Below are 24,542 nucleotides of genomic sequence, written 5' to 3' on the forward strand. Positions count from 1 at the left end.
AACGAGACGGTTATGCCCAGACTGGCGCCCGTGCTTTTCTTGCTGTCACTGATGATCTGGACCGCAACGGCTAACGCGCTGACTCTGACCGATGAAGAACGTAGCTGGCTCGCGGCTCACCCCGACTTGCGCCTGGGTGTCGATGCGTCGTGGCCGCCGTTCGAGTTCCGCGATGAACAGAATCGCTATCAGGGGCTGGCCGCTGATTACATCGACGTGATTCGCCAGCGCCTGGCGATCAAACTCAATCCGATCGAGCCATCGAGCTGGACCGAAGTGCTGGCCCAGGTGAAAACCGGCAAGATCGACCTGCTGCCGGGGATCATGTCCACGCCGGAGCGCCAGAACTATCTGTCGTTTACCCGCCCCTACCTCGATTTCCCGATCGTGATCCTTGCCCACATCGGCGGCGCGCAACCGCGCAAGCTGGACGATCTGTATGGCCTGAAGATTGCTGTCGTGGAGAACTATGCCCCGCATGAGTTGCTGCGCACTCAGCATCCAGACCTGAACCTGGTGGCCATGCCCAATGTCAGCTCGGCCCTGCAAGCGCTGGCGACCGATGAGGTCGATGCCGTGGTTGGTGATCTCGCCTCCAGCGTCTGGAGCCTGCGTCAGCTCAAGCTCGACGGTTTATACGTGAGCGGCGAAACCCCGTATCGCTATCAGTTGGCCATGGGCGTACCCCGCGACAACAAAATGCTGGTGGGCATTCTCGACAAAGTCCTGGCGGACATGAGTCCCGAGGAAATCAGCAGCATTCAGGAGCACTGGGTCGGCAATGTTCTGGACCATCGGACATTCTGGTCGGACCTGCTGATCTACGGTCTGCCGGGCCTGTTACTGCTGGTGATCATCCTGGCGGTGGTCATTCGCATCAATCGTCGTCTGAGTTCGGAAATCGCCCGGCGCGTCGACCTCGAACAGGAGCTGCGCAGCAGCGAATACCACTACCGCGGGCTGGTGGAGAGCCTTTCGGCCATTGCCTGGGAAGCGCGCATGAGCGACTTCACCTACAGCTATGTGTCGCCCCATGCCGAAGACCTGCTTGGTTATCCACAGGCGCACTGGCTGATTCCGGGGTTCTGGCGCAACATCATCCACCCCGCCGACCTGACCCGCGCCCAAGCCATTTGCGATGAAGCGGTACGCGACGGGCGCGACCACGCTCTCGACTATCGAGTGATCACCGCTGACGGACGCTGCCTGTGGGTGCGCGACATCGTCAGCCTGATTGAACATGGCCATGAGCCCGTGATGCGCGGGCTGATGATCGACATCAGCGAAACCAAGCGCACTGAAGAAGCACTTCGACTGTCGGAACAGAAGTTCGCCTCGGTGTTCCAGCAATGCCCGGATATCCTGGTAATCGCGCGACTGTCCGACGGCTGCCTGCTGGAGGTCAACGAAGCCTTTGAAGAGCAAATCGGCCTGAAAGCCGAAGAAGTCGTCGGCCAGACCGCCACCGAACTCAACATCTGGGGCATTCCCGGGGTCGGGCCGGGGCTGTTGCAACGTTTGCAGGCCGGCAGTATTCGCAACCTGGAGATGCCCTTTCGCCGCAACAACGGCCAGGTGTTCACCGGTCTGATCTCCGCCGAGCCCTTCGACCTCGACACCACTCCGGCGCTGGTGGTGGTCGTGCGCGACATCACCCAGCTCAAGGAAACCCAGCAGCAACTGCAAACCTCCGAAGAGAAGTTCGCCAAGGCCTTTCACGCCTCGCCGGACGGCTTGCTGCTGTCGCGTCAGAGCGATGGCTTGCTGCTGGAAGTCAACGAGGGCTTCAGCCGCATCACCGGGTTCAACAGCGCGATGTCGGTGGATCGCTCGGCGTTGGATCTGGGGATCTGGGTCAACCTCAACGAACGCAAGCAGATGCTCGACCTGCTGCACCGCGACGGCTTCGTGCGCGATTTCACCTGCCATATCCGCCGCAGCGACGGGCAAATCCGTCTGTGCGAAGTGTCCAGCCGTCCGCTGCCGATCGGCGAAGAAGACTGCATGTTGACCATTGCCCGGGACATCACCGAGCGCCACCTGATGCAGGAAAAACTGCAACAGGCCGCCACCGTATTCGAAAGCACCGCCGAAGGCGTGTTGATCACCGATACCCAGCAGCACATCAGCGCGGTCAACCGCGCATTCAGCGAAATCACCGGCTACAGCGAAAGCGAAGCCCTCGGCCATACCCCGCGCCTGCTCGCCTCGGGCCTGCACGACAGCGCTTTTTATGCGGCGATGTGGCACCAGTTGACCGCCGAAGGACACTGGCAGGGAGAGATTTCCAACCGGCGTAAGAACGGCGAGTTGTACCCCAGCTGGCTGACCATCAGCGCCGTGCGCAACCGCGACAAGTTCATCACCCACTTCGTCGCGGTGTTTGCCGATATCTCCAGCCTCAAACACGCGCAGGCCAAGCTCGATTATCAAGCGCACCACGACCCGCTCACCGGTCTGCCGAATCGCACCCTGTTTGAAAGCCGCCTGCTCACCGCGCTGAACAGTCAGCAGGAAAACGGTGGTCAGGGCGCGGTGCTGTTCCTCGATCTCGACCGTTTCAAACACATCAACGACAGCCTCGGCCACCCGGTCGGCGACCTGCTGCTCAAGGGCATTGCCGTACGCCTGAAGGAGCAATTGCGCGACATCGACACCGTCGCACGATTGGGCGGTGATGAGTTCATCATCCTGCTGCCGGGTCTGCAACAAGCCAGCGATGCCGACAACATCGCATTCAAACTGCTCAACTGCTTTGGCGCACCGTTTCAGGCCGGTGAGCACGAGTTTTTCATCAGCGCCAGCATCGGCACCAGTCTGTATCCCCGCGACGGCTGCGACGTCGCCACGCTGGTGAAAAACGCCGACGCGGCGATGTACCGCTCCAAGGCCAAGGGCCGTAACCGCGTCGAAAGCTACACCCGCGACCTCACCGCCCAGGCCAGCGAACGCGTGGCACTGGAACACGAACTGCGTCGCGCCATCGAGCGCGAGGAGTTGTTCCTCTACTACCAACCGAAAATCAGCCTCGACGACCATCGGCTGGTCGGCGCCGAAGCGCTGATTCGCTGGCGTCACCCGACCTTCGGCGAAGTGCCGCCAGAACACTTCATCCCACTGGCCGAAGAGAACGGCATGATTTTGCAGATCGGTGACTGGGTGCTCGAAACCGCCTGCCGGCAGATGTTCGAATGGAGCCAGATCTACGACAGCCTCGGACCGCTCTCGGTCAACCTCGCCGGTGCGCAACTGCGCCAGCCGAATCTGCTCGGGCGCATCGAACAACTGCTCAGGGACAACCGCCTGCAGCCGGATTTACTGCAACTGGAAATTACCGAAAACTTCATCATGAGCCAGGCCGAAGAGGCCTTGGCGGTGTTGCACCAGCTCAAACACCTGGGTGTGCAACTGGCGATCGACGACTTCGGCACTGGTTATTCTTCGCTCAGTTACCTGAAACGCCTGCCGCTGGACATCCTCAAGATCGACCAGTCATTTGTCCGTGGATTGCCCGATGACCCCCACGACGCGGCGATTGTGCGGGCAATCATTGCCCTTGGCCGGAGCATGCAATTCACCGTGATTGCCGAGGGTGTTGAAACCCAGGCCCAGCAACAATTCCTCGCCGCCGAAGGTTGCGAACAGATCCAGGGCTACATCGTCAGCCTGCCGCTGCCCCCGGAAGCATTCGCCGCAACGTTTCTTCGTGTAACCGTATCGGATTATTCGGATAGCACAGCCGCCAAACCGTCGCTATAATCCGCGGCCTACTGAGGGCCTATAGCTCAGTTGGTTAGAGCAGAGGACTCATAATCCTTTGGTCCACGGTTCAAGTCCGTGTGGGCCCACCACATTTGAAAGCCGCGCAATTGCGCGGCTTTTTCTTGGGCGATCGGTTGAGGGGACAATCTTTGCGAGCGCAATGTTCGGAAGACTTCCCCGAAGGCTGCAGGAATGTTCCGAAGCTATGTTTTCTCACGCGTGACAAACTGGCCCACATCGTCGAGAAACGTCCCGACTCCCGAGAACGCTATGTTCAACATGCCATCGATACGCTCACGGGACCATTCGAAGTATGGAAAGTCCTCTACGATAATGGCGGTTTCCGATTGGCATTCATCAACGCCTATGAAGCAAAAAACGACATGCTCGTCGTAGTCGATGTGCGTAACGGGCACGTCCTCTGGAATTTCATGCACGCTCCGTCAAGAGCAATGAACAAGCACCGCCAAGGCGATCTTTTGTACAAGCGGTACATTCTTCAAGACAAAGAAAAGGGCAGCCAGTTGGCTGCCCTTGATATTCGAATCCTGATATTTGCATCCTCAGGAAATGGGATGAAGAGGTCTCACCTTGCACCGATGTTGCAGCATCGCTGAGGTACCTACGTCCGCTAATGCCCTGCAAGGCAGCAGATTTCGCGCTCTTGTTGGCATTCTTGATAAATAAAACCGGCAAGTCAAACCAAATATTTGATGGTTTGCTTTGGCGCAACCAATGCGTCGAAGCACAAGTGAAGTGCTCAGTCATCGCCAGCAGCGTGTCGCTGATAGTGCCTGTAACATGCAAACCCATCCGCCCTCGACAGTCATGGAGCCAACCGTTGCCAGACACCCGCCCCCCCGCCCTCGACGAAATCGATCGCCAACTGATCGCCGCCCTGCAGATCAACGCCCGCGAAAGCGTGGCCATGCTTGCCCGGCAACTGGGCATCGCGCGTACCACCGTCACCTCACGTCTGGCGCGGCTGGAAAAGGCCAAGGTGATCACCGGTTATGGCGTGCGTCTGGGGCAGCGCGTGGTCGATGGCGGGTTGCAGGCGTATGTCGGGATCAAGGTGCAGCCGCGTTCCGGCAAGGAAGTGCTGCGTCGGTTGAGCGCCATGGCGCAGGTGCAGCAGTTGTGTGCAGTGAGTGGTGAGTTTGATTATGTGGCGTGGTTGCGTACCGACTCACCGGAACAGCTGGATCAGTTGCTGGATCAGATTGGCAGTGTGGATGGGGTGGAGAAGACGACGACCTCGATCATTTTGAGCAGCAAGATTGATCGGGGGCAGCCGGTCTGAATTTGTTGGCTGCAAGGGCCTCTTCGCGAGCAGGCTCGCTCCCACATTTGGTCGGTGTGCAGTCAGCGATCGTCAAATTGATCAGTTAACCGGCAAAACGACGACACTTTGCGTCTTATTAACGTGTTCTACGCTCCCTAGAATGGCTGGCATCTTTTCCTATACTCAGACGCGCATCCTGCGTCGGGTCGCCAGCAAGGTCAGCCATGAACAAGAACAATCGCCATCCTGCAGACGGCAAGAAACCAGTCACCATTTTCGGCCCGGACTTTCCGTTCGCCTTCGACGACTGGATCGAACACCCGGCCGGTCTCGGCAGCATTCCTGAACACCACCACGGCGCTGAAGTGGCGATTGTCGGCGCCGGCATTGCTGGCCTGGTGGCCGCTTACGAACTGATGAAGCTCGGCTTGAAACCGGTGGTGTACGAGGCCTCGAAGCTGGGTGGGCGTCTGCGCTCGCAAGCGTTCAACGGCACCGACGGCATCGTCGCAGAACTGGGCGGCATGCGTTTCCCGGTGTCCTCCACGGCGTTCTATCACTACGTGGACAAACTTGGCCTTGAGACCAAACCGTTCCCGAACCCGCTGACACCGGCCTCCGGCAGCACCGTGATCGATCTGGAAGGCAAAACCCATTACGCACAAAGCCTGAAGGATCTTCCTGCGCTGTTTCAGGAAGTGGCTGACGCCTGGGCGGATGCACTGGAGGCCGGCTCGCAGTTCGCCGATATCCAGCAAGCCATCCGCGACCGCGATGTGCCACGCCTCAAGGAGCTGTGGAACAGACTCGTGCCACTGTGGGACGACCGCACCTTCTACGACTTCGTTGCCACGTCCAAGGCCTTCGCCAAGCTGTCGTTCCATCACCGCGAAGTGTTCGGTCAGGTCGGTTTCGGCACGGGCGGCTGGGACTCGGACTTTCCCAATTCGATGCTGGAAATCTTCCGCGTGGTGATGACCAATTGCGACGATCACCAGCACCTGGTGGTTGGCGGTGTGGAGCAAGTGCCGCAAGGCATCTGGCGCCATGTGCCGGAGCGCTGCGTGCACTGGCCTGAAGGCACCAGCCTGAAATCCCTGCACCGTGGCGCGCCGCGGTCCGGCGTGAAGAAAATAGCTCACGCCCCAGACGGCCGTTTCGCCGTCACCGACAACAACGGTGACACCCGCGAATACGCCGCCGTGCTGACCACCTGCCAAAGCTGGCTGCTGACCACCCAGATCGAATGCGACGAAACCCTGTTCTCGCAGAAGATGTGGATGGCGCTGGATCGCACGCGCTACATGCAGTCGTCGAAGACCTTCGTGATGGTCGACCGGCCTTTCTGGAAGGACAAGGACCCGCAAACCGGCCGCGACCTGATGAGCATGACCCTCACCGATCGCCTGACCCGTGGCACTTACCTCTTCGACAACGGTGACGACAAGCCCGGCGTGATCTGTCTGTCGTATTCGTGGATGAGCGACGCGCTGAAGATGCTGCCGCACCCGGTGGAAAAACGCGTAGAGCTGGCGTTGAACGCGCTGAAGAAGATCTATCCGAAAGTCGATATCGCCGCGCGGATCATCGGCGATCCGATCACCGTGTCATGGGAAGCCGACCCGTACTTCCTCGGTGCATTCAAAGGCGCCCTGCCCGGCCACTATCGCTACAACCAGCGCATGTACGCGCACTTCATGCAGGACGACATGCCGGCGGAGCAGCGGGGGATTTTCATCGCCGGTGACGACGTGTCGTGGACCCCGGCGTGGGTCGAAGGCGCGGTGCAAACTTCACTCAACGCGGTGTGGGGCATCATGAAACACTTCGGCGGTTCGACACATAAAGAGAACCCGGGCCCGGGTGATGTGTTCAAAGACATCGGCCCTATCGCCCTGCCCGAGTAAGAGGAATCCCCGATGCGTGTAGCCCTTTACCAATGTCCACCGCTGCCCCTGGAACCCCCCGCCAACCTGCATCGCCTGCAGCAACTGGCAATGGAGGCCAAGGGTGCTGACCTGCTGGTGCTGCCGGAGATGTTCCTGACCGGCTACAACATCGGCGCCGAGGCAGTCAGTACGCTGGCCGAGGTCTACAACGGTGAATGGGCGCAGCAGATCGGTCGAATCGCCAAAGTCGCCGGGCTGGCAATTGCTTACGGGTACCCCGAGCGCACGGCCGACGGGCAGATCTACAACGCCGTGCAGTTGATCGACGCGCGCGGCGAGCGCCTGTGCAATTACCGCAAGACCCACCTGTTCGGCGACCTGGATCGGTCAATGTTCAGCCCCGGCGAAGATGATTTTCCGGTTGTTGAACTCAACGGCTGGAAGCTCGGTTTCCTGATCTGCTACGACTTGGAGTTTCCCGAGAACGCGCGGCGTCTGGCGCTGGCCGGTGCCGAGCTGATTCTGGTGCCGACGGCAAACATGATTCCGTTCGATTTCGTCGCTGACGTCACCGTGCGTTCCCGTGCCTTCGAAAACCAGTGCTACGTGGCGTACGCCAACTACTGCGGGCATGAAGGCGAGATTCACTATTGCGGACAAAGCAGCATCGCCGCGCCGGACGGCAGCCGTATCGCTCAGGCCGGACTCGATGAAGCGTTGATTGTCGGTGAGCTGGATCGCCAGTTGATGCTCGACTCCCGCGCCGCCAATCGCTACCTCAGTGACCGCCGTCCCGAGCTTTACGACGCACTGAGCAAGCGCTGACCCCACGCAATCCGCTAGCATTGGCACTTCACTGTTCTGGAAGTGCCCATGCCTGCGCTGACTCACCCCCGCCCCCACACTGAAACCCTGGCCAACGGCTTGCGCGTGACCCTGCGTCAGGTGCCCGGCTTGAAGCACAGCGCCGCTGCGTTGCGGGTGGCTGCCGGTAGCCATGATGTGCCACTGGAGTGGCCGGGACTGGCGCATTTTCTTGAGCATCTGCTGTTTCTCGGCACTGAGCGGTTTCCTACCGATCAGGCGCTGATGGCCTACGTGCAAAGTCACGGTGGGCAAGTAAACGCTAGCACTCGTGAACGCACCACAGACTTCTTCTTCGAATTGCCGACCTCGGCCTTCAGCGCCGGGCTTGAGCGTCTGTCAGACATGCTCGCCCGTCCGCGTATGAATTCGCACGATCAGTTGCGCGAACGCGAAGTGCTGGACGCAGAATTTGTCGCGTGGTCGCAAGATCCGACGGCGCAGCAGGAACTGGCGCTGTACGAGGGATTGCCGGCCACACATCCGCTGCGCGGGTTTCATGCGGGGAATCGCGATAGCCTGAAGGTTGAGTTACTAGCGTTTCAACAGGCGCTGAAGGATTTCCATCAGCGGTTTTATCGTACCGGGCAAATGACGCTGAGCCTGGTCGGGCCGCAGAGCATTGAGGAATTGCACGTACTGGTGCAGCAGTTCGCCGCCGCGCTGCCGGTTGGGGATAAAGTAGAGCAGGCAGCGACCCTGCCTTTGGCGGTGAACAGTTATCAACAGGTCGGCGAGCGAAGCAGCCATCTGTTGTTCACTTTCGAAGCACTGCCCGAATCGTCCGTCGAAGCGCTGGCGTTTCTCTGCCATTGGCTGAACAGTACCAAGCCCGGCGGTTTGCTCTCCCATTTGCAGCAACAACGCCTCGCGGACGGTTTGAAAGCCGTGCCGCTGTATCAGTTCGCCGGGCAAGCGCTGCTGCATCTGCAATTCACCGCCCCCGCCGAATCCTTCAGCGCCATTCGTGAACAGTTTCTGGACTGGTTGAGCTTCTTTGCCGCGCAACAGGACTGGGCAGCGTTGCGCAAGGAATACACCAAGCTGCTTGAGCGTCAGCAGCAAATCAGCGGCGCCCTGGAACTGGCGCGGCTCGACAGTGAACAACGGGAAAACGGTCTGTCGGAAAACGGCGTCGTTGCGCTCAAACAGATCCTGCGCGACATCGGCGTTGTGGATAACTTCAGTGACCATTGGCATCTGCCGGCCGCCAACCCTTTCCTGCGCTCCAGCGAACCGCTGGCCAACGCCGGCCTGATCCGGGGCCAGACCAGTGCCCATCGTGGTTTGCGTACGTTCGCTCAAGATCGCTCGCGGGGGCGACGTGAGCGTTCACCGATGCAATTCAGTCAGGCGCTGCCGGATAACAGTGATCACGGCGCGATTTACCTGCGTTGGCAGACGGAAGCGGCTGCCAGCACCGATCTGCAGGGCAAGCTGCAACGCAGCCTGCGGGAAACCCGGGAAGATGCGCGGCAGGCGGGCGTCGAGCTGTCGCTCGATGTCAGCGGCACGCAATGGCTGCTGAAACTCACCGGGCTACAGGAACCGATGCCCGGTGTCCTGGAGCATGCGCTGAAATGTTTGACGCAGGTTGACGCCGATTCCCCGCGCACAGAGCCAAAAGCACCGTTGATTCCGATCCGTCAGTTGCTCAAGGCATTGCCTGAGCATTGCCTGACACCGGCCATCGAATCGGACGATGCAAAAGGGCTGTGGACAACTTCACGCTGGGACGGACTGGCCCTGGGCCTCAGCGCACAGACGCAATCGGCCTTGGGCCTGGCCCTGAGCCGCATCCCCGGTATCCCGGACAATCAATTGCCGGCAGCGCCCACGATCACCAAGCAACACCTGTGGAGCCACATCGACACCGCCTCCAGCGAGCATGCGTTGCTGTTGTTCTGCCCGACCGCCAGCCACAAAATAGATGACGAAGCGGCCTGGCGCCTGCTCGCGCAGCTGTGCCAGACCCCGTTCTATCAGCGCCTGCGAGTCGAATTGCAATTGGGTTATGCGGTGTTCAGCGCCTTGCGGCAGATGCACGGCCAGACTGGATTGCTGTTTGGCGTGCAGTCGCCGGACACTGCGCCCGCCGAACTGCTTGCCCATATCCGGCAGTTCCTCGAGAGCATTCCTGCGCTGATCGAAAACCTCGAGGAAGAACGCTTCAACCAGCAACGCCGTTCACTCGCGGAGCAGTTCGAGCAAAGCAATCTGTCCGACAGAGACGCCGCAGAGTTGCTGTGGCACGCCAACCTCGCTGGCCACTCGTCGGATTATCTGGAGCAACTGCACACAGCCATCAGTCAACTGGAACGCTCGGCATTGCTGGCGGCAGCTCAGCGCTTGCTCAACGCCGAGGGCGGCTGGCTCTGCCTGGCCAGCGAACTGTCACCCGGCGCCCCGTGGCAAGCGACAAATTGATCATTACCCAGGCTGCAAGGAGCTTTCTCAAAGATTCACGGGCAATACCGTTGAAATTTTGAGTAACATAGCAGCCTAACTATTTGGAACATCCCTGCGCTGCCGTGGACTATAACTATGGACAGCGCTATCCCACCCACCCAATGAGGAGTCACCTTATGTCCTGGACAAAACCGGCCTACACCGACCTGCGTATCGGCTTCGAAGTCACCATGTACTTCGCCAGCCGCTGAGTTCTGCCTACGCAGACTTGCAGTGCAACGCCTCGGCTCGCCGGGGCGTTTTATTTTCAGCGTTGAAAGATGGGAGCGTTCATGTTCGTCCAGATTCTGGGTTCGGCCGCCGGTGGCGGATTTCCGCAGTGGAACTGCAACTGCGTCAATTGCGCAGGCTTTCGCGACGGCAGCCTGAATGCCAAGGCCCGCACCCAATCGTCCATCGCGATTTCCGACGACGGCGTGAACTGGGTGCTGTGCAACGCTTCGCCGGACATCCGCGCGCAACTGCAGAGCTTCGCCCCGATGCAACCGGGCCGAGCCCTGCGCGACACCGGCATCAGCGCGATCATCCTGATGGACAGCCAGATCGACCACACCACCGGCCTGCTCAGTCTGCGCGAAGGCTGCCCGCATCAGGTCTGGTGCACGGACATGGTTCACGAAGATCTGAGCACCGGTTTCCCGCTGTTCAAGATGCTGACCCACTGGAACGGCGGACTGAACTGGAACCGCATCGAGCTCGACCAGAGCTTCACCGTTGCAGCCTGCCCGAACCTGCGCTTCACCCCGCTGCCGTTGCGCAGCGCCGCGCCACCGTATTCGCCGCACCGTTTCGACCCGCACCCGGGCGACAACATCGGCCTGATCGTCGAAGACCTCAACACGGGCGGCAAACTGTTCTACGCGCCGGGGCTGGGCAAGGTCGACGCGCCGCTGCTGGAAATCATGGCCGGCAGCGATTGCCTGCTGGTGGACGGCACAATGTGGGATGACGATGAAATGCAGCGCCGTGGCGTCGGCACCCGCACCGGTCGCGAGATGGGCCACCTGGCGCAGAACGGCCCCGGCGGCATGCTCGAAGTGCTGGAGCAGCTTCCCGAGCAGCGCAAAGTGCTTATCCACATCAACAACACCAACCCGATTCTCGATGAAGACTCAGCTGAGCGTGCGGAGCTGGCGCGGCGTAATGTTGAAGTGGCTTATGACGGCATGAGTATTGTGCTGTAGCGACCGGCCTCTTCGCGAGCAAGCTCGCTCCCACATTGGATCTGTGGCGTTCACAAACCCTGTGGGAGCGAGCTTGCTCGCGAAGACGTCTGAACAGACACCCAGGATTCCAACGGTTGTTCCCCGGAGAACCGCAATGACCGACACCCCGCTGTCCCCCAGCGAATTCGAAGCCGCCCTGCGCGCCAAAGGCGCCTACTACCACATCTACCACCCCTACCACGTGGCGATGTATGAAGGCCGAGCCACCCGCGAGCAGATTCAGGGCTGGGTCGCCAACCGCTTCTACTATCAGGTGAACATCCCCCTGAAAGACGCGGCGATCCTCGCCAATTGCCCGGATCGCGAGATCCGTCGCGAATGGATTCAACGCCTGCTCGACCACGACGGCGCCCCCGGTGAAGACGGCGGGATTGAAGCCTGGCTGCGTCTCGGTCAGGCGGTCGGCCTCGACCCGGATCAACTGCGCTCCCAGGAACTGGTGCTGCCCGGCGTGCGTTTCGCCGTCGATGCCTACGTCAACTTCGCCCGCCGCGCCAGTTGGCAGGAAGCCGCCAGCAGCTCGTTGACCGAACTGTTCGCGCCGCAGATCCACCAGTCGCGCCTCGACAGCTGGCCGCAGCATTACCCGTGGATCGACCCGGCCGGCTACGAATATTTCCGCACCCGCCTCGGACAGGCGCGGCGCGATGTCGAGCATGGTCTGGCGATTACACTCCAGCACTACAAGACCCGTGAGGGTCAGGAGCGCATGCTGGAAATTCTCCAGTTCAAACTGGACATTCTTTGGAGCATGCTCGATGCCATGAGCATGGCTTACGAACTGAACCGCCCGCCGTATCACAGCGTCACCGAGCAGCGGGTCTGGCACAAAGGAATCACCCTATGAGTTTTGATCGCAGCAAGATCCCGACCTGGCGCCCCGGCTACCGTTTCCAGTACGAACCGGCGCAAAAAGGTCACGTGCTGCTCTACCCCGAGGGCATGATCAAGCTCAACGACAGCGCTGCGCTGATCGGCGGTTTGATCGACGGTGAACGCGATGTCGCGGCGATCATCGCCACACTCGACGAGCAGTTCCCCGGCGTGCCCGAGCTCGGTGACGACATCGAGCAATTCATGGAGGTTGCCCGTGCGCAGCACTGGATCGAACTTGCCTGAGGCATCGGTGCAAGTACCGCCGAAACCTGAAGTCGGCCTGCCGCTGTGGCTGCTCGCCGAGCTGACCTACCGCTGCCCGCTGCAATGTCCGTACTGCTCCAATCCGCTGGATTTCGCCGAGCAGGGCAAAGAGCTGAGCACCGAGCAGTGGATCAAGGTGTTCCGCGAGGCGCGGGAGATGGGCGCGGCGCAACTGGGGTTTTCCGGTGGCGAGCCACTGGTGCGTCAGGACCTCGCCGAGCTGATCCGTGAAGCGCGGCAATTGGGTTTCTACACCAACCTGATCACTTCCGGCATCGGTCTGACCGAGCAGAAGATCAGCGACTTCAAGAAGGCTGGTCTCGATCACATCCAGATCAGTTTCCAGGCCAGTGACGAGCAAGTGAACAACCTGCTCGCCGGCTCGAAAAAGGCTTTCGCGCAGAAACTGGAAATGGCCCGCGCGGTGAAGGCCCACGGTTATCCGATGGTGCTGAACTTCGTCACCCATCGGCACAACATCGACAAGATCGACCGCATCATTGAGCTGTGCATTGCGCTCGAAGCGGACTTCGTCGAACTTGCCACCTGCCAGTTCTACGGCTGGGCGCAGCTCAACCGTGTCGGCCTGTTGCCGACCAAAGAACAACTGGTGCGTGCCGAACGCATCACCAACGAATACCGCGCCAAACTGGAAGCCGAAGGGCATCCGTGCAAGTTGATTTTCGTCACCCCGGATTACTACGAAGAACGTCCGAAAGCCTGCATGAATGGCTGGGGCAGCATCTTTCTGACGGTGACTCCGGACGGCACTGCCCTGCCCTGTCATGGTGCCCGACAGCTGCCGGTACAATTTCCCAACGTGCGCGACCACAGCATGCAGCACATCTGGTACGACTCCTTCGGCTTCAACCGCTTTCGCGGTTACGACTGGATGCCCGAACCGTGCCGCTCGTGCGACGAGAAGGAACAGGACTTCGGCGGCTGCCGCTGTCAGGCATTCATGCTCACAGGTGACGCGAGCAATGCCGACCCGGTGTGCAGCAAGTCCGAACATCACGGCGTGATTCTCAAAGCCCGCGAAGAAGCCGAGACCGCCACTCAGACCATCGAACAACTGGCCTTCCGTAATGAACGAAACTCGCGTCTCATCGCCAAAGGCTGAGTCTTTCAGCGCCGCCCAGGCCGTCGCCGCCGGCATGGATTTCGCCGAACTGCAACTCGGTGCCCACGGTTTGTTCTGGAATGAATATCGCCCCGAAGATGCTGCGTGCCGGATCTGGCACTGGCGAGACGGCGCGGCGAAATGTCTGACGTCGGATGGCTTCAGCGTGCGTAGCCGGGTGTACGAATATGGCGGTGGCGCGTTTTGTCTGACGCCGGACGGGGTGGTTTTCGTCAATGAGGCGGATCAGCAGTTGTATCGGCAGACGCTGGATGGCGCGCCCCAAGCGCTGACTGCTGGTGAATGTCGTTATGGCGATCTGCACTTTGCCGACGGGCAGGTGTTGGCGGTTGAGGAGCTAAGTGACCAGCATCGGCTGGTGGCGATCAACCTGGCTGACGGCACACGTCGTCTACTGGCGGAAGGTGCGGATTTCTATGCTGCACCGACCCTCAGTCCGGACGGTTCGCGACTGGTCTGGATCGAGTGGAGCCGGCCGCATCAGCCATGGACGTCGACACGATTGATGGTGGCCGAACGTGCGGCCGAACGTGGATATTCTGCACCTTGCTGTGTCGCAGGTGATGACCGTGAAGAGTCGATCCAACAACCACGGTTCGATGCCCAAGGTCGCCTGTATTGCCTGACCGATCGCGGCGGCTTCTGGCAGCCATGGGGCGAAACGTCCGACGGCTTGCAGCGACTGCCAAGTGCCGAGGCCGACCACGCGCCCGCACCGTGGCAAATGGGTGGCTGCACCTGGACGCCGGTGGGCGATTCATTTCTGGCGAGCTGGAGCGAGGGCGGTTTTGGTCGACTGGCGCTAGACGGCGAAGACTTCACCGGCGACTACAGCCGCTTCCGGCATCTGGCACTGGATTCGCAATTCATCTATTGCATCGCCGCCTCGCCGATCAGCCCTTCGACGGTGATTGCCATCGAACGCACGACCCGCTCGGTGCAAGTGCTGGCCGGTGGTGTTGCACCTCTGCCGGCGGAGCGCATCAGCCGCCCACAGACCTTGCGCTACCCGAGTGGCAGCGGTGAGGCCCACGGTTTCTTTTATCCGGCGATGAACGACGAAGCCAAGCCACCACTGGTGGTGTTCATCCACGGCGGCCCGACCTCGGCTTGCTACCCGATGCTCGACCCGCGCATCCAGTACTGGACGCAACGCGGCTTCGCTGTCGCCGACCTCAATTATCGCGGCAGCAGCGGTTATGGCCGCGAGTATCGTCAGGCGCTGCATCTGAGTTGGGGCGAGGTCGATGTCGAGGACGCCTGCGCGGTGGTGGCGTATCTGGCCGAACAAGGCCTGATCGATGGCGAACGCGCGTTTATCCGTGGCGGCAGCGCCGGCGGTTACACCACCTTATGCGCATTGGCGTTTCAGCAAGTGTTCCGCGCGGGCGCCAGTTTGTACGGCGTCAGCGACCCGGTGACACTTGCCCGGGCGACGCACAAGTTTGAAGGTGATTATCTGGACTGGCTGATCGGTGATCCTGAGCAGGACACCGAGCGCTACGCCGCCCGCACGCCGCTACTGCATGCGAGCAACATCCGGGTGCCGGTGATTTTCTTTCAGGGTGAGCTGGATGCGGTGGTGGTGCCGCAACAGACCCGCGACATGGTCACGGCACTGGAGCGCAATGGCATCCCGGTCGAGGCGCATTACTACCCTGAAGAGCGCCATGGCTTTCGCCGGGCGGTGAATCAGGCGCATGCGCTGGAGCAGGAATGGAAGTTTTATCGGCGGGTGATGGGGTTGGCGGACTGAGCATCGCATTTACATTTCAAAATAGCGGTGCCCCTATCGCGAGCAGGCTCACTCCTACAGTTGACCGTGTTCACAACACAAATCTCCTGTAGGAGTGAGCCTGCTCGCGATAGCTTTTTATCTGACTGGGCAATACTCAGCGCTTGGCGATGATGTACACCGCATGCACGATCCCCGGGATATAACCGCACAGCGTCAGCAGAATATTCAGCCAGAACGCCCCGCCAAATCCGACCTGCAGAAACACACCCAGTGGCGGCAACAGAATGGCGATGATGATACGAATGAAGTCCATGGGTCAGCTCCTGAATGGGGGTTGGCTCACATGAGCCATACAAGCTAATCGACCTGCGCCGTTCGTCAGGGTTCACCGCAAACGCCGTTTGATCGCCACCATCGGGCATAAAAAAACGCCCCACGCCAAAAGAATCAGGCGTGAGGCGTGCGTTATACCGCGAGACGGTTCTTGAAATAGGGCAGGAAACTTCAGCTCAGACGGCAATCCCTTTGCGGCATTGCAGTTGCGCGGTACGCACTCGCGAGAAGGCGCGAGCCAGGCGCAGGAGCATTTCGTCGATATTGGCCTTGCTGACGCTGAGTGCCGGGGTGAAACGCAGGCAGTCGGCTTGCGGCGCGTTGAGCAGCAGTCCTTCCTGCAGGGCGGCACTGACCACGGCATCGGCGCAATCCTCTGACAGGCTCAGCCCCCAGAACAGCCCTCGCCCGCGCAATTCGCCATGGCCGTAGCGATGTGCCAATCGAGCCAGACCTTCGCGCAGGTGCTGACCGTTGTCTTTGATCTGTTCGAGGAAGCTGCGGTCCTGCACGCTATCGAGCACCACCAGACCGGCCGCGGTCATCAGTGCGTTGCCATGATGAGTGCCGCCCAGTTCACCCGCATCAAAGCAGCAGGCCTTGCCTCGGGCCAACAGCGCTGCCAGCGGCACACCACCACCGAGGCCCTTGCCGAGTACGACAATATCGGCGCGCACACCGTAGGATTGCTCGGCGAGCAAACTGCCGCAGCGGCCGATACCGGTCTGCACTTCGTCGAGGATCAGCAGAATGCCCAGCTCGCGGCACAGCCGTTCGACACCCTTGAGGTAATGCTCGGTAGCAGGAATCACTCCGGCATCGCTCTGGATCGGTTCGAGCATGATTGCCACGGTTTGCGCATCGACGGCGGCATGTAACGCTGGCAAGTCATTGAATGGCACCAGATCGAAACCGGGCAGCAACGGTGCAAAGCGGTTGTGCAGGTTGCAACTGTCCGACGCGGAAATCGTCGCCAGACTACGGCCGTGACAGCCTTGTCTGGCAACAATGATCCGCGACGCGCCGCCACGATGCAGCTGGCCCCACTTGCGCGCCAGTTTGATCGCTGCCTCGCAGGCTTCGCTGCCGCTGTTGAGCAGGTAAGCCTGATCGCTGGTGGTGCTGGCGCACAGGCGTTCGGCAAGGCTGAGCATGCCGCGGTTGTGCAGATTGAACCCGGGATTGATCAACGCCTGAGCCTGGCTGGCGATGGCTTTGACCAGTGCCGAGGGGCTATGGCCGAGGCTGTTGGCGCCGCCGGCCTGGGAAAAGTCGAGGTAGGCGCGGTCATTGCTGTCCCACAACCAGGAGCCCTGGCCGCGCACGAACACCTGTTGCGGGCGTTCAACGCTGGGCATCAGTCGCTCGGCATTCAGGCTGTCGCCTGCCTGAGGTGGACCGGCCTCGAAAGCGAGGTCATCGAGACTCGGCGCCTGACGCCGCAGACTGAACAGATTCATTGAAAAAAACCTCGTTTGAGGTTTTTTGAACCGCCTATGCAAATCCTATCGAAGCAAACGCTATTCATCGCGCTCTCTGGCCCTGCAAGCCTTGTGATTGCGGTTAGACTAGGCTCACTGACGGCTTCGGGCCATTTCGATTTACCAGCATTTTCGATAAGCATTACTTATGGATTTCAAACAACTGCGTTATTTCGTCGCGGTCTACGAAGAGGGCCATGTCGGCCGCGCTGCCGAACGCCTGTCGATCTCGCAACCGGCGCTGTCGCAGCAGATTCGCCAGCTCGAACAGAACCTCGACGTCACGCTGTTCGAGCGCAGCAGCAAGCGTCTCCTACCGACCCTCGCCGCGCACACGCTGTACAACCACGCCCTGCCGCTGCTCGACGGTTTGCAGCGGGCGCGGGAAGCGCTGGGCAACTTCAAGGGGCAGGCCTTGCGCACGCTGGCGATCGGCGTACTGCAAACCGTGCACACCAGCCTCGTGCCGCAAATGCTCGAACGGGTGCGCAAGGCGCAGCCGCATCTTGTGGTGCAGATCTATGAACTGACGGGCCTGGAGATCGAGCGCCGTTTGCTCAACGGCTCGCTGGACATCGGCATCAGCTACCTGCCGCCGCGCCAACCGGGGCTGCATGGCGTGATGCTGTATGAAGATGAGCTGACGCTGGTCATCCCGGCGGATCATCCGCTGCGTGAATTCAAGAAAGTCTCGATGCGGCAGGCTGCGGAATTGCCGATGTTGCTGCTGGGCGAAGAGTTTCAGATCCGGCAGATCTGGCAGGCGCAGCTCACAAGCCTGGGTCGGCGCCCGCAGGTGCAGGCCGAGCTGAACAATATGCTGGGGATTCTCGACAGTCTGCCGCACACCAGACTGGCGACGGTGCTGCCCGGGCGCTCACAGAGGGAATACGACGAGCAGGATCTGCTGTGGAAGCCGTTGAGCGAACCACGGGTGCCGCTGAAGGTTGGACTGGTATGCCGCGACGTGCAGCGTCAACAGGCGTCTTTGGCGTTGCTGCGCACATTGCTGGAAGAAGTGATTCAGCGTGAGGACAAACTGCTTAAAGCCACGCCGCCACTGGATCCGCTGGCCTGAAAACTTTTCTGCAGGCAAAAGAAAACCCCGCCGAAGCGGGGCTTTGCAGACTGTTTCCCTGACATCCATTTCACTCCGCCATCCTGGCAGAATCCTACGTGTCCGTGTTGTTGCTTTGCGCTTCCTGCGCGACGTCCATGAGTTGTAGATTAGCTGTGGATCCAATCCACGCCTATGGGAGAACAGCAGCACGTCATGTAAGAGAATGCTTACATGACGTTACATCATCAGAACTGCTCAGCATTCAGCAGGAACAGCGACTCGCTACCCGCCTTCACCGACGCGCTCAACGAGTGGATACGCGGCAGCAGTCGGGCGAAATAGAAGCGTGCGGTGCCCAGCTTGCTGGCGTAGAAATCGTCCTGCGCTTCTTTGCCCAGCGCGGCTTTCGCCATCAGTGCCCACATGTAGGCATAAGCGGTGTAGCCGAACGCTTGCAAATATTCGACCGAGGCTGCGCCGATTTCGTTCGGATTGGTTTTCGCCCGATCCAGCAGCCACGCCGTCAGCTCGTCGAGGATGCTGACGGCATCGTTCAGCGGCTTGGTGAATTCGCCCAGCTCAGCGCCGGCGGTCGCGGTGAAGTGGCGGATCTCGTCTGCGAACAGCTTGTAGAACGCGCCACCGCTGCCGACGATCTTGCGCCCGACCAGGTCCAGCGCCTGAATGCCGTTGGTGCCTTCGTAGATCTGGGTGATGCGCACATCACGCACCAGCTGCTCCTGGCCCCACTCGCGGATGTAGCCGTGGCCGCCGAAAATCTGCTGGCCGTGGACGGTGGTTTCCAGGCCCAGGTCGGTGAGGAATGCCTTCGCCACCGGGGTCAGCAGCGCGACCAGATCTTCTGCGCGCTTGCGGGTGGTCGCGTCTTCGCTGAACTTGGCGGTGTCGAGTTGCATCGCCACGTAAGTGGAGAAGGCGCGACCGCCCTCGTTCGAGGCTTTCATGGTCAGCAGCATGCGACGCACGTCGGGGTGGACGATGATCGGGTCAGCAACCTTGTCCTTGTTCTGCGCGCCGGTCGGCGAACGGCTTTGCAGACGATCGCGCGCATATTCGACAGCGTTCTGATAGGAACGCTCGCCGCTGGCCAGGCCTTGAATGCCGACGCCCAGACGCTCGTAGTTCATCATGGTGAACATCGCCGCCAGGCCCTTGTTCGGCTCCCCGACCAGATAGCCCACAGCTTCATCGAAGTTCATCACGCAGGTCGCGGACGCCTGGATGCCCATCTTGTGTTCGATCGAACCGCAGTTGGCCGGATTGCGCGCGCCCAGGCTGCCATCGGCATTGACCATGAACTTCGGCACCAGAAACAGCGAAATGCCTTTCGGACCAGCCGGTGCGTCCGGCAGTTTCGCCAGCACCAGGTGAATGATGTTCTCGGTCAGGTCGTGCTCACCGCCGGTGATGAAAATCTTGGTGCCGCTGACCTTGTAGGAACCGTCGGCCTGCGGTTCGGCCTTGGTGCGGATAATGCCCAGGTCGGTGCCGGCGTGCGGCTCGGTCAGGCACATCGAACCGGCCCAAATGCCGGCGTACATGTTCGGCAGGTACGCGGCTTTCAGTTCTTCGCTGGCGTGGGCGTTGATCGACAGGCAGGCGCCGGCGGTCAGCATCGGGTACAGGCCGAACGACAGGCTGGCGGAGTTGACCATCTCTTCTACTTGAGCCGAAACAGCCTTGGGCATGCCCATGCCGCCGTAGGCCGGATCGCCACCGACACCGACCCAGCCGCCTTCGGCGTAAGTCTGATAGGCCTGTGGGAAACCGGCCGGGGTGCTGACGGCACCGTCCTTCCAGTGGCAGCCTTCTTCATCGGCTGCGCGGCTCAGGGGGGCGATGCTTTTGCTGGTGACCTTGCCGGCTTCTTCGAGAATGGCTTCTACGGTTTCTGCGTCGACAGTCTCGGCCAACGCCGGCAGTTCGGCCCAGAGTTTGGCGACTTCGAATACTTCATTGAGGACGAAGCGCATATCGCGCAGCGGCGCTTTGTAGTCAGCCATAGCAAACCTCGCAAGATCTAAACAGGTGATTCGTGGAAGAGTGTTTTCGTTGAGGCCGAGTGTACCTCAACAACTTTTGCGACACATAGGGTCAACCGGTGACTGATTTGTTATTTTTGGTCATCGGCATTCAGCGATAAAATAAAGCCCGCAATCAGCGGGCTTTTGAGTGATGAAGCGTGGCTTGATTCAGCCAGCGGCGCTGTCCATCCGCACCGCGCCGCGACGGTTCTGTCCGAACGCCATGACGCAGTTACGCCCGGCGCCCTTGGCGCTGTACAACGCCTGGTCGGCGGACTTGAGAACTTCTTCCGGGGTGCGCTGCTCAACGCGTTCGGCGACGCCAATACTGACCGTGACCGACACACTGGAAGCGCCACTGCCGCTACGGCGCTGGCGCCCTTGCTGGTCGTCCTGCGGGCGGTTCTCCTGATTGCGCAACTGGATGTTGTAGGAGGCAATCGACTCACGGATCACTTCAAGGTGCGGCATGCACTCTTCGAGGGTTTTGCCTGCAAACACCAAGGCAAATTCCTCACCACCATAGCGATACGCCCTACCGCCACCGCTGATTTTTGACAGCTTGCTGGCGACCAGTCGCAGTACTTGGTCACCGACGTCATGACCGTGGGTGTCATTGAATTTCTTGAAGTGATCGACGTCGCTCATCGCCAGCACATAGTTGCGCCCCAGGCGCTGCATCCGTTCATTGAGCGCGCGACGGCCCGGCAGACCGGTGAGTTCATCGCGGAAGGCCATTTGATAGGCCTCGTGCGCCACGGCAGCGGCAATCATCAGCATCACCTGGCTGCACATGATGTTCAGGGTGAACGGCAGGATGAAGGTTTTCGGCAGCATCCAGAACACCCCGAGCAGGCCGACCAGTTGTGCTGCATGCAGCGGGCGCGGGTTGCGCCAGTATTGCCAGGCCAACAGCAGGAATGCCGAGAGAAATACCGGATAGGACAGCTGGATCAGGCTCATCCAGGCGCCGTGCAGCGCCGGCCAGCGAATTTCCGAGAGCCACAACAGCAGCGCCTGCGGATAACTTTGTTCAAGCCCCAAAGCAACACTGCCAAAGGCCAGCAACACGGCGAAGCGCGCGACCATGTCCTGGAACAAATGGGTACGTTCCTGCCACGCGGCGAACAGCCCGAACAGCAGCGGTAACAGCAGACAAACAAGGTGGAACACCACGGCGGCGTCCTCGCGGACTTTGCCGTTGTCGCGGTAATAGTCGGTCTGGGTGTCGAGCAGAAAGTAGGCGATGTACACCGTGAGCATCAGAAACAGCTCGCGCTGACGTCGGTAAACCGCACAGTAGGCGCCGCCCAACAGCAGCACCAGAGTCGGCAGCACATTGAATAGCGAAGTGAAGAACACGTTGAGGTCTTTGACGTACGCAGCCGCCAACCCCGCGAGCAACAACAGCAGTGAAGGTAGAAAATGACTGAAACGTACAGCGGAAGAACGCGGCAAGGGTAAAGCTCCGACCCGTCATATCAAAGAGATGGCATTGTGCCTGCAATGTGGCCAGTTAAGCACACACAATGTGATCCAGATCACACGCAGTCTCTTTAACGGCAGAAAACCCGGGTTTCTGAGCGATTCGGAAACAAAAAAACCGCTGCCCCCAAGGGAGCAGCGGTTTTCGTCAGACCACGTTAAGGCTTAGTAGCCCAGTGCGAAGTCTTCTTCTTTCATGTCCATCAGGTTGTTGGCGCCCGACAGCATGGTGGCCACGTGGGTACGGGTACGTGGCAGGATGCGCTGGAAGTAGAAGCGCGCGGTTTGCAGCTTGGCGGTGTAGAAGGCCTCGTCGGTGGTGCCGGCAGCCAGTTTTTCAGCAGCCAGACGCGCCATGTCAGCCCAGAAGTAGGCCAGGCAGGCGTAACCGGAGTACATCAGGTAGTCCACAGAGGCCGCGCCGACTTCTTCGCGATCTTTCATGGCTGCCATACCGACCTTCATGGTCAGCTCGCCCCACTCTTTGTTCAGTGCAGCCAGCGGTGCAACGAACTCTTTGACGGCTTCGTTGCCTTCGTTGTTCTGGCAGAACTTGTGGACGATCTTGGTGAAGCCTTTCAGGGCCTCGCCTTGAGTCATCAGCACTTTGCGGCCCAGCAGGTCGAGTGCCTGAATACCGGTGGTACCTTCGTACAGCATCGAGATGCGGCTGTCGCGAACGTTCTGCTCCATGCCCCACTCGGCGATGAAGCCGTGGCCGCCGTAGATCTGCACGCCGTGGTTGGCGGATTCGAAACCGACTTCGGTCATGAACGCTTTGGCGATCGGCGTCATGAAGGCCAGCAGTGCGTCGGCCTTCTTCTTCTCTTCTTCGTCGACGCCGTATTTGACGATGTCGACCTGTTTGGCGGTGAAGTACACCATCGCACGGTTGCCTTCGGCGAATGCCTTCATGGTCAACAGCATGCGGCGTACGTCAGGGTGCACGATGATCGGGTCAGCGGCTTTGTCCGGCGCTTTCGGGCCAGTCAGGGAGCGCATTTGCAGGCGATCACGAGCGTATTTCAGGCCACCCTGGAAGCCGATCTCGGCGTGGGCCAGACCTTGCAGCGCAGTGCCCAGACGTGCGGTGTTCATGAAGGTGAACATGCAGTTCAGGCCTTTGTTCGCCGGGCCGATCAGGAAACCGGTGGCGCCGTCGAAGTTCATCACGCAAGTGGCGTTGCCGTGGATGCCCATCTTGTGTTCCAGCGAACCGCAGCTCACTGCGTTGCGCGCACCGAGGGTGCCATCGGCGTTCGGCAGGAATTTTGGAACGATGAACAGGGAAATGCCTTTGGTGCCAGCCGGAGCGTCCGGCAGGCGGGCCAGTACGATGTGGACGATGTTGTCGGCCATGTCGTGTTCACCGGCCGAGATGAAGATCTTGGTGCCGGAGACTTTGTAGGAACCGTCGGCCTGAGGTTCGGCCTTGGTGCGCAGCATGCCCAGGTCGGTGCCGCAGTGCGGTTCGGTCAGGCACATGGTGCCGGTCCACTCGCCGGAGACCAGTTTGGTCAGATAGGCTTCTTGCTGCTCAGGGGTGCCGTGCTCGGAGATGGTGTTCATCGCGCCGTGCGACAGGCCTGGGTACATGCCCCACGACCAGTTGGCTTCACCGACCATTTCACTCACAGCCAGACCCAGCGACTCCGGCAGGCCTTGACCGCCGTGCTCGACGTCATGGGCCAGGCTTGGCCAGCCGCCTTCGACGAATTGCTTGTAGGCCTCTTTGAAACCAGTCGGGGTTTTCACACCGGACTCGCTCCAGGTGCAGCCTTCGAGGTCGCCCACGCGGTTCAGCGGTGCCAGTACCTGCTCACAAAACTTGGCGCCTTCTTCGAGAATGGCGTCAACCATGTCCGGCGTTGCTTCGGAGCAAGCTGGAAGGCTCTGATAGTGCGCTTCGTAACCGAGCAATTCGTCACGAACGAAGCGAATATCACGCAAGGGGGCCTTGTAGTCAGGCATAGCGATAAACCTCTGCTGATGTAACCGGGAATGAACGACCGTGTTGATTTGTTGTGACGGTCAAACAGTTGTTTGAAACATACGTTTACGCCTAAATCTTGTCAAGCGTCGATCTTTTGCCGTTCGTCATCGGCTCTTTCAAATCACGGACACAGCAAACTGTCATGAACCGCGAAGCGGCATGGGCGATAGAAAAAGATTAGGTGAGGGAGAAGGACTTACAACGAAAAACGCCGCGACAGGGCGCGGCGTTCGGCAAACAATGAGGGTGAAAAGTCAGGCAAACGTATCGATGATCGTACCGAGCATTTCATCGGAAGCCTTGGCGACCTTGGTGCCCAGCTCCACCTGAAACTTGCCTTGAGCCATCTCGGCCATCGCACTGCCCGGATCCATCTGCTGGCTGCGGTCGATACCACGCAGACGATCAACCTGCGCCTCGGAAGACTGGCTGGTGACAGAACGCTCGATGGTGTTGTTGGCGATCTGGCTGGCCGCCTGATCGACACGGTTCTGCCCAGTCTGAATGGTGCTCAAACCCGCATAAAAAGCTGTGTTACCGGAGATTTCCATGGAGTTCTCATCCTTGGGAAGGATCAATGGTTGCCATTGAAGCAGAGGCGCCAGAAAAACACCCGTCAAAAATACTG

General features: G+C 60.1%; 19 protein-coding genes and 1 tRNA gene. 14 read left to right on the forward strand and 6 right to left on the reverse strand.

The genetic code is table 11. From position 1 onward, the window contains the following. The first annotated feature begins 12 nt into the window (after positions 1-12). The 13 genes from PMI25_RS03430 (at position 13) to PMI25_RS03485 (ending at position 15,535) form a co-directional block, all read left to right on the forward strand. Positions 13-3,759, forward strand: a complete 3,747-nt coding sequence (locus PMI25_RS03430) for a bifunctional diguanylate cyclase/phosphodiesterase (RefSeq protein ID WP_007966499.1) — start codon at positions 13-15, stop codon at positions 3,757-3,759. 15 nt (positions 3,760-3,774) lie between these two features. Continuing rightward, positions 3,775-3,851 (forward strand) — tRNA-Ile (locus PMI25_RS03435). A gap of 3 nt (positions 3,852-3,854) precedes the next feature. Then, positions 3,855-4,379, forward strand: coding sequence for a PBECR2 nuclease fold domain-containing protein (locus PMI25_RS29585; protein ID WP_238547064.1), 525 nt, complete (start codon positions 3,855-3,857; stop codon positions 4,377-4,379). A 224-nt stretch (positions 4,380-4,603) separates the two neighbouring features. Further along, positions 4,604-5,065, forward strand: a complete 462-nt coding sequence (locus PMI25_RS03445) for an Lrp/AsnC family transcriptional regulator (RefSeq protein WP_007966501.1) — start codon at positions 4,604-4,606, stop codon at positions 5,063-5,065. Positions 5,066-5,271: 206 nt separating this feature from the next. Further along, on the forward strand, positions 5,272-6,954 hold the full coding sequence (locus tag PMI25_RS03450) for a flavin monoamine oxidase family protein (protein ID WP_007966502.1): 1,683 nt from the start codon (positions 5,272-5,274) through the stop codon (positions 6,952-6,954). Positions 6,955-6,966: 12 nt separating this feature from the next. After that, complete coding sequence (locus PMI25_RS03455) at positions 6,967-7,761, forward strand: carbon-nitrogen hydrolase family protein (RefSeq protein ID WP_007966505.1); 795 nt, start codon at positions 6,967-6,969, stop codon at positions 7,759-7,761. 48 nt (positions 7,762-7,809) lie between these two features. Further along, on the forward strand, positions 7,810-10,227 hold the full coding sequence (gene pqqF, locus PMI25_RS03460) for a pyrroloquinoline quinone biosynthesis protein PqqF (protein ID WP_007966507.1): 2,418 nt from the start codon (positions 7,810-7,812) through the stop codon (positions 10,225-10,227). A gap of 158 nt (positions 10,228-10,385) precedes the next feature. Next, positions 10,386-10,460, forward strand: coding sequence for a pyrroloquinoline quinone precursor peptide PqqA (pqqA, locus tag PMI25_RS27910; RefSeq protein WP_003422658.1), 75 nt, complete (start codon positions 10,386-10,388; stop codon positions 10,458-10,460). A gap of 81 nt (positions 10,461-10,541) precedes the next feature. Continuing rightward, complete coding sequence (gene pqqB, locus PMI25_RS03465) at positions 10,542-11,453, forward strand: pyrroloquinoline quinone biosynthesis protein PqqB (protein WP_007966509.1); 912 nt, start codon at positions 10,542-10,544, stop codon at positions 11,451-11,453. 136 nt (positions 11,454-11,589) lie between these two features. Further along, positions 11,590-12,342, forward strand: a complete 753-nt coding sequence (pqqC, locus tag PMI25_RS03470; protein WP_007966511.1) for a pyrroloquinoline-quinone synthase PqqC — start codon at positions 11,590-11,592, stop codon at positions 12,340-12,342. After that, entirely contained in the window at positions 12,339-12,614 is a 276-nt protein-coding gene (pqqD, locus tag PMI25_RS03475) for a pyrroloquinoline quinone biosynthesis peptide chaperone PqqD (RefSeq protein ID WP_007966513.1), read from the forward strand. Before pqqC ends, pqqD begins: the two co-directional genes overlap by 4 nt. Then, the gene (pqqE, locus tag PMI25_RS03480; RefSeq protein ID WP_045121967.1) at positions 12,586-13,758 is read left to right on the forward strand and encodes a pyrroloquinoline quinone biosynthesis protein PqqE; all 1,173 of its coding nucleotides are present in this window, start codon (positions 12,586-12,588) and stop codon (positions 13,756-13,758) included. The genes pqqD and pqqE overlap by 29 nt, the downstream gene beginning before the upstream one ends. After that, a complete protein-coding gene (locus PMI25_RS03485; protein ID WP_007966517.1) occupies positions 13,724-15,535 on the forward strand; it encodes an alpha/beta hydrolase family protein in 1,812 nt (603 codons plus the stop codon). Before pqqE ends, PMI25_RS03485 begins: the two co-directional genes overlap by 35 nt. A gap of 136 nt (positions 15,536-15,671) precedes the next feature. Here PMI25_RS03485 and PMI25_RS27915 read toward each other — a convergent pair whose 3' ends face one another. Together PMI25_RS27915 and PMI25_RS03495 are read right to left on the reverse strand one after the other, a co-directional pair. Further along, on the reverse strand, positions 15,672-15,830 hold the full coding sequence (locus PMI25_RS27915; RefSeq protein ID WP_003228885.1) for a YqaE/Pmp3 family membrane protein: 159 nt from the start codon (positions 15,828-15,830) through the stop codon (positions 15,672-15,674). 196 nt (positions 15,831-16,026) lie between these two features. Continuing rightward, the gene (locus PMI25_RS03495) at positions 16,027-17,310 is read right to left on the reverse strand and encodes an aspartate aminotransferase family protein (protein WP_007966518.1); all 1,284 of its coding nucleotides are present in this window, start codon (positions 17,308-17,310) and stop codon (positions 16,027-16,029) included. 169 nt (positions 17,311-17,479) lie between these two features. On the opposite strand from PMI25_RS03495, the gene PMI25_RS03500 reads away from it, so the two are divergent. Then, complete coding sequence (locus PMI25_RS03500) at positions 17,480-18,409, forward strand: LysR family transcriptional regulator (RefSeq protein WP_007966519.1); 930 nt, start codon at positions 17,480-17,482, stop codon at positions 18,407-18,409. A gap of 227 nt (positions 18,410-18,636) precedes the next feature. On the opposite strand, the gene PMI25_RS03505 is transcribed toward PMI25_RS03500, so the two are convergent. From PMI25_RS03505 to PMI25_RS03520, 4 genes are all read right to left on the reverse strand, one after another. Beyond that, positions 18,637-20,415 carry an acyl-CoA dehydrogenase C-terminal domain-containing protein gene (locus PMI25_RS03505; RefSeq protein WP_007966520.1) on the reverse strand — a complete coding sequence of 593 codons (1,779 nt, stop codon included), beginning with the start codon at positions 20,413-20,415 and terminating at the stop codon, positions 18,637-18,639. A 189-nt stretch (positions 20,416-20,604) separates the two neighbouring features. Beyond that, complete coding sequence (locus tag PMI25_RS03510; protein WP_007966521.1) at positions 20,605-21,894, reverse strand: GGDEF domain-containing protein; 1,290 nt, start codon at positions 21,892-21,894, stop codon at positions 20,605-20,607. A gap of 192 nt (positions 21,895-22,086) precedes the next feature. After that, on the reverse strand, positions 22,087-23,892 hold the full coding sequence (locus PMI25_RS03515) for a phenylacyl-CoA dehydrogenase (protein WP_007966522.1): 1,806 nt from the start codon (positions 23,890-23,892) through the stop codon (positions 22,087-22,089). A 276-nt stretch (positions 23,893-24,168) separates the two neighbouring features. Further along, positions 24,169-24,465 carry a hypothetical protein gene (locus PMI25_RS03520; protein WP_003228898.1) on the reverse strand — a complete coding sequence of 99 codons (297 nt, stop codon included), beginning with the start codon at positions 24,463-24,465 and terminating at the stop codon, positions 24,169-24,171. Between the last annotated feature and the right edge of the window lie 77 nt (positions 24,466-24,542).

This window comes from Pseudomonas sp. GM30 (assembly GCF_000282275.2).
Taxonomy (GTDB): Bacteria; Pseudomonadota; Gammaproteobacteria; order Pseudomonadales; family Pseudomonadaceae; genus Aquipseudomonas.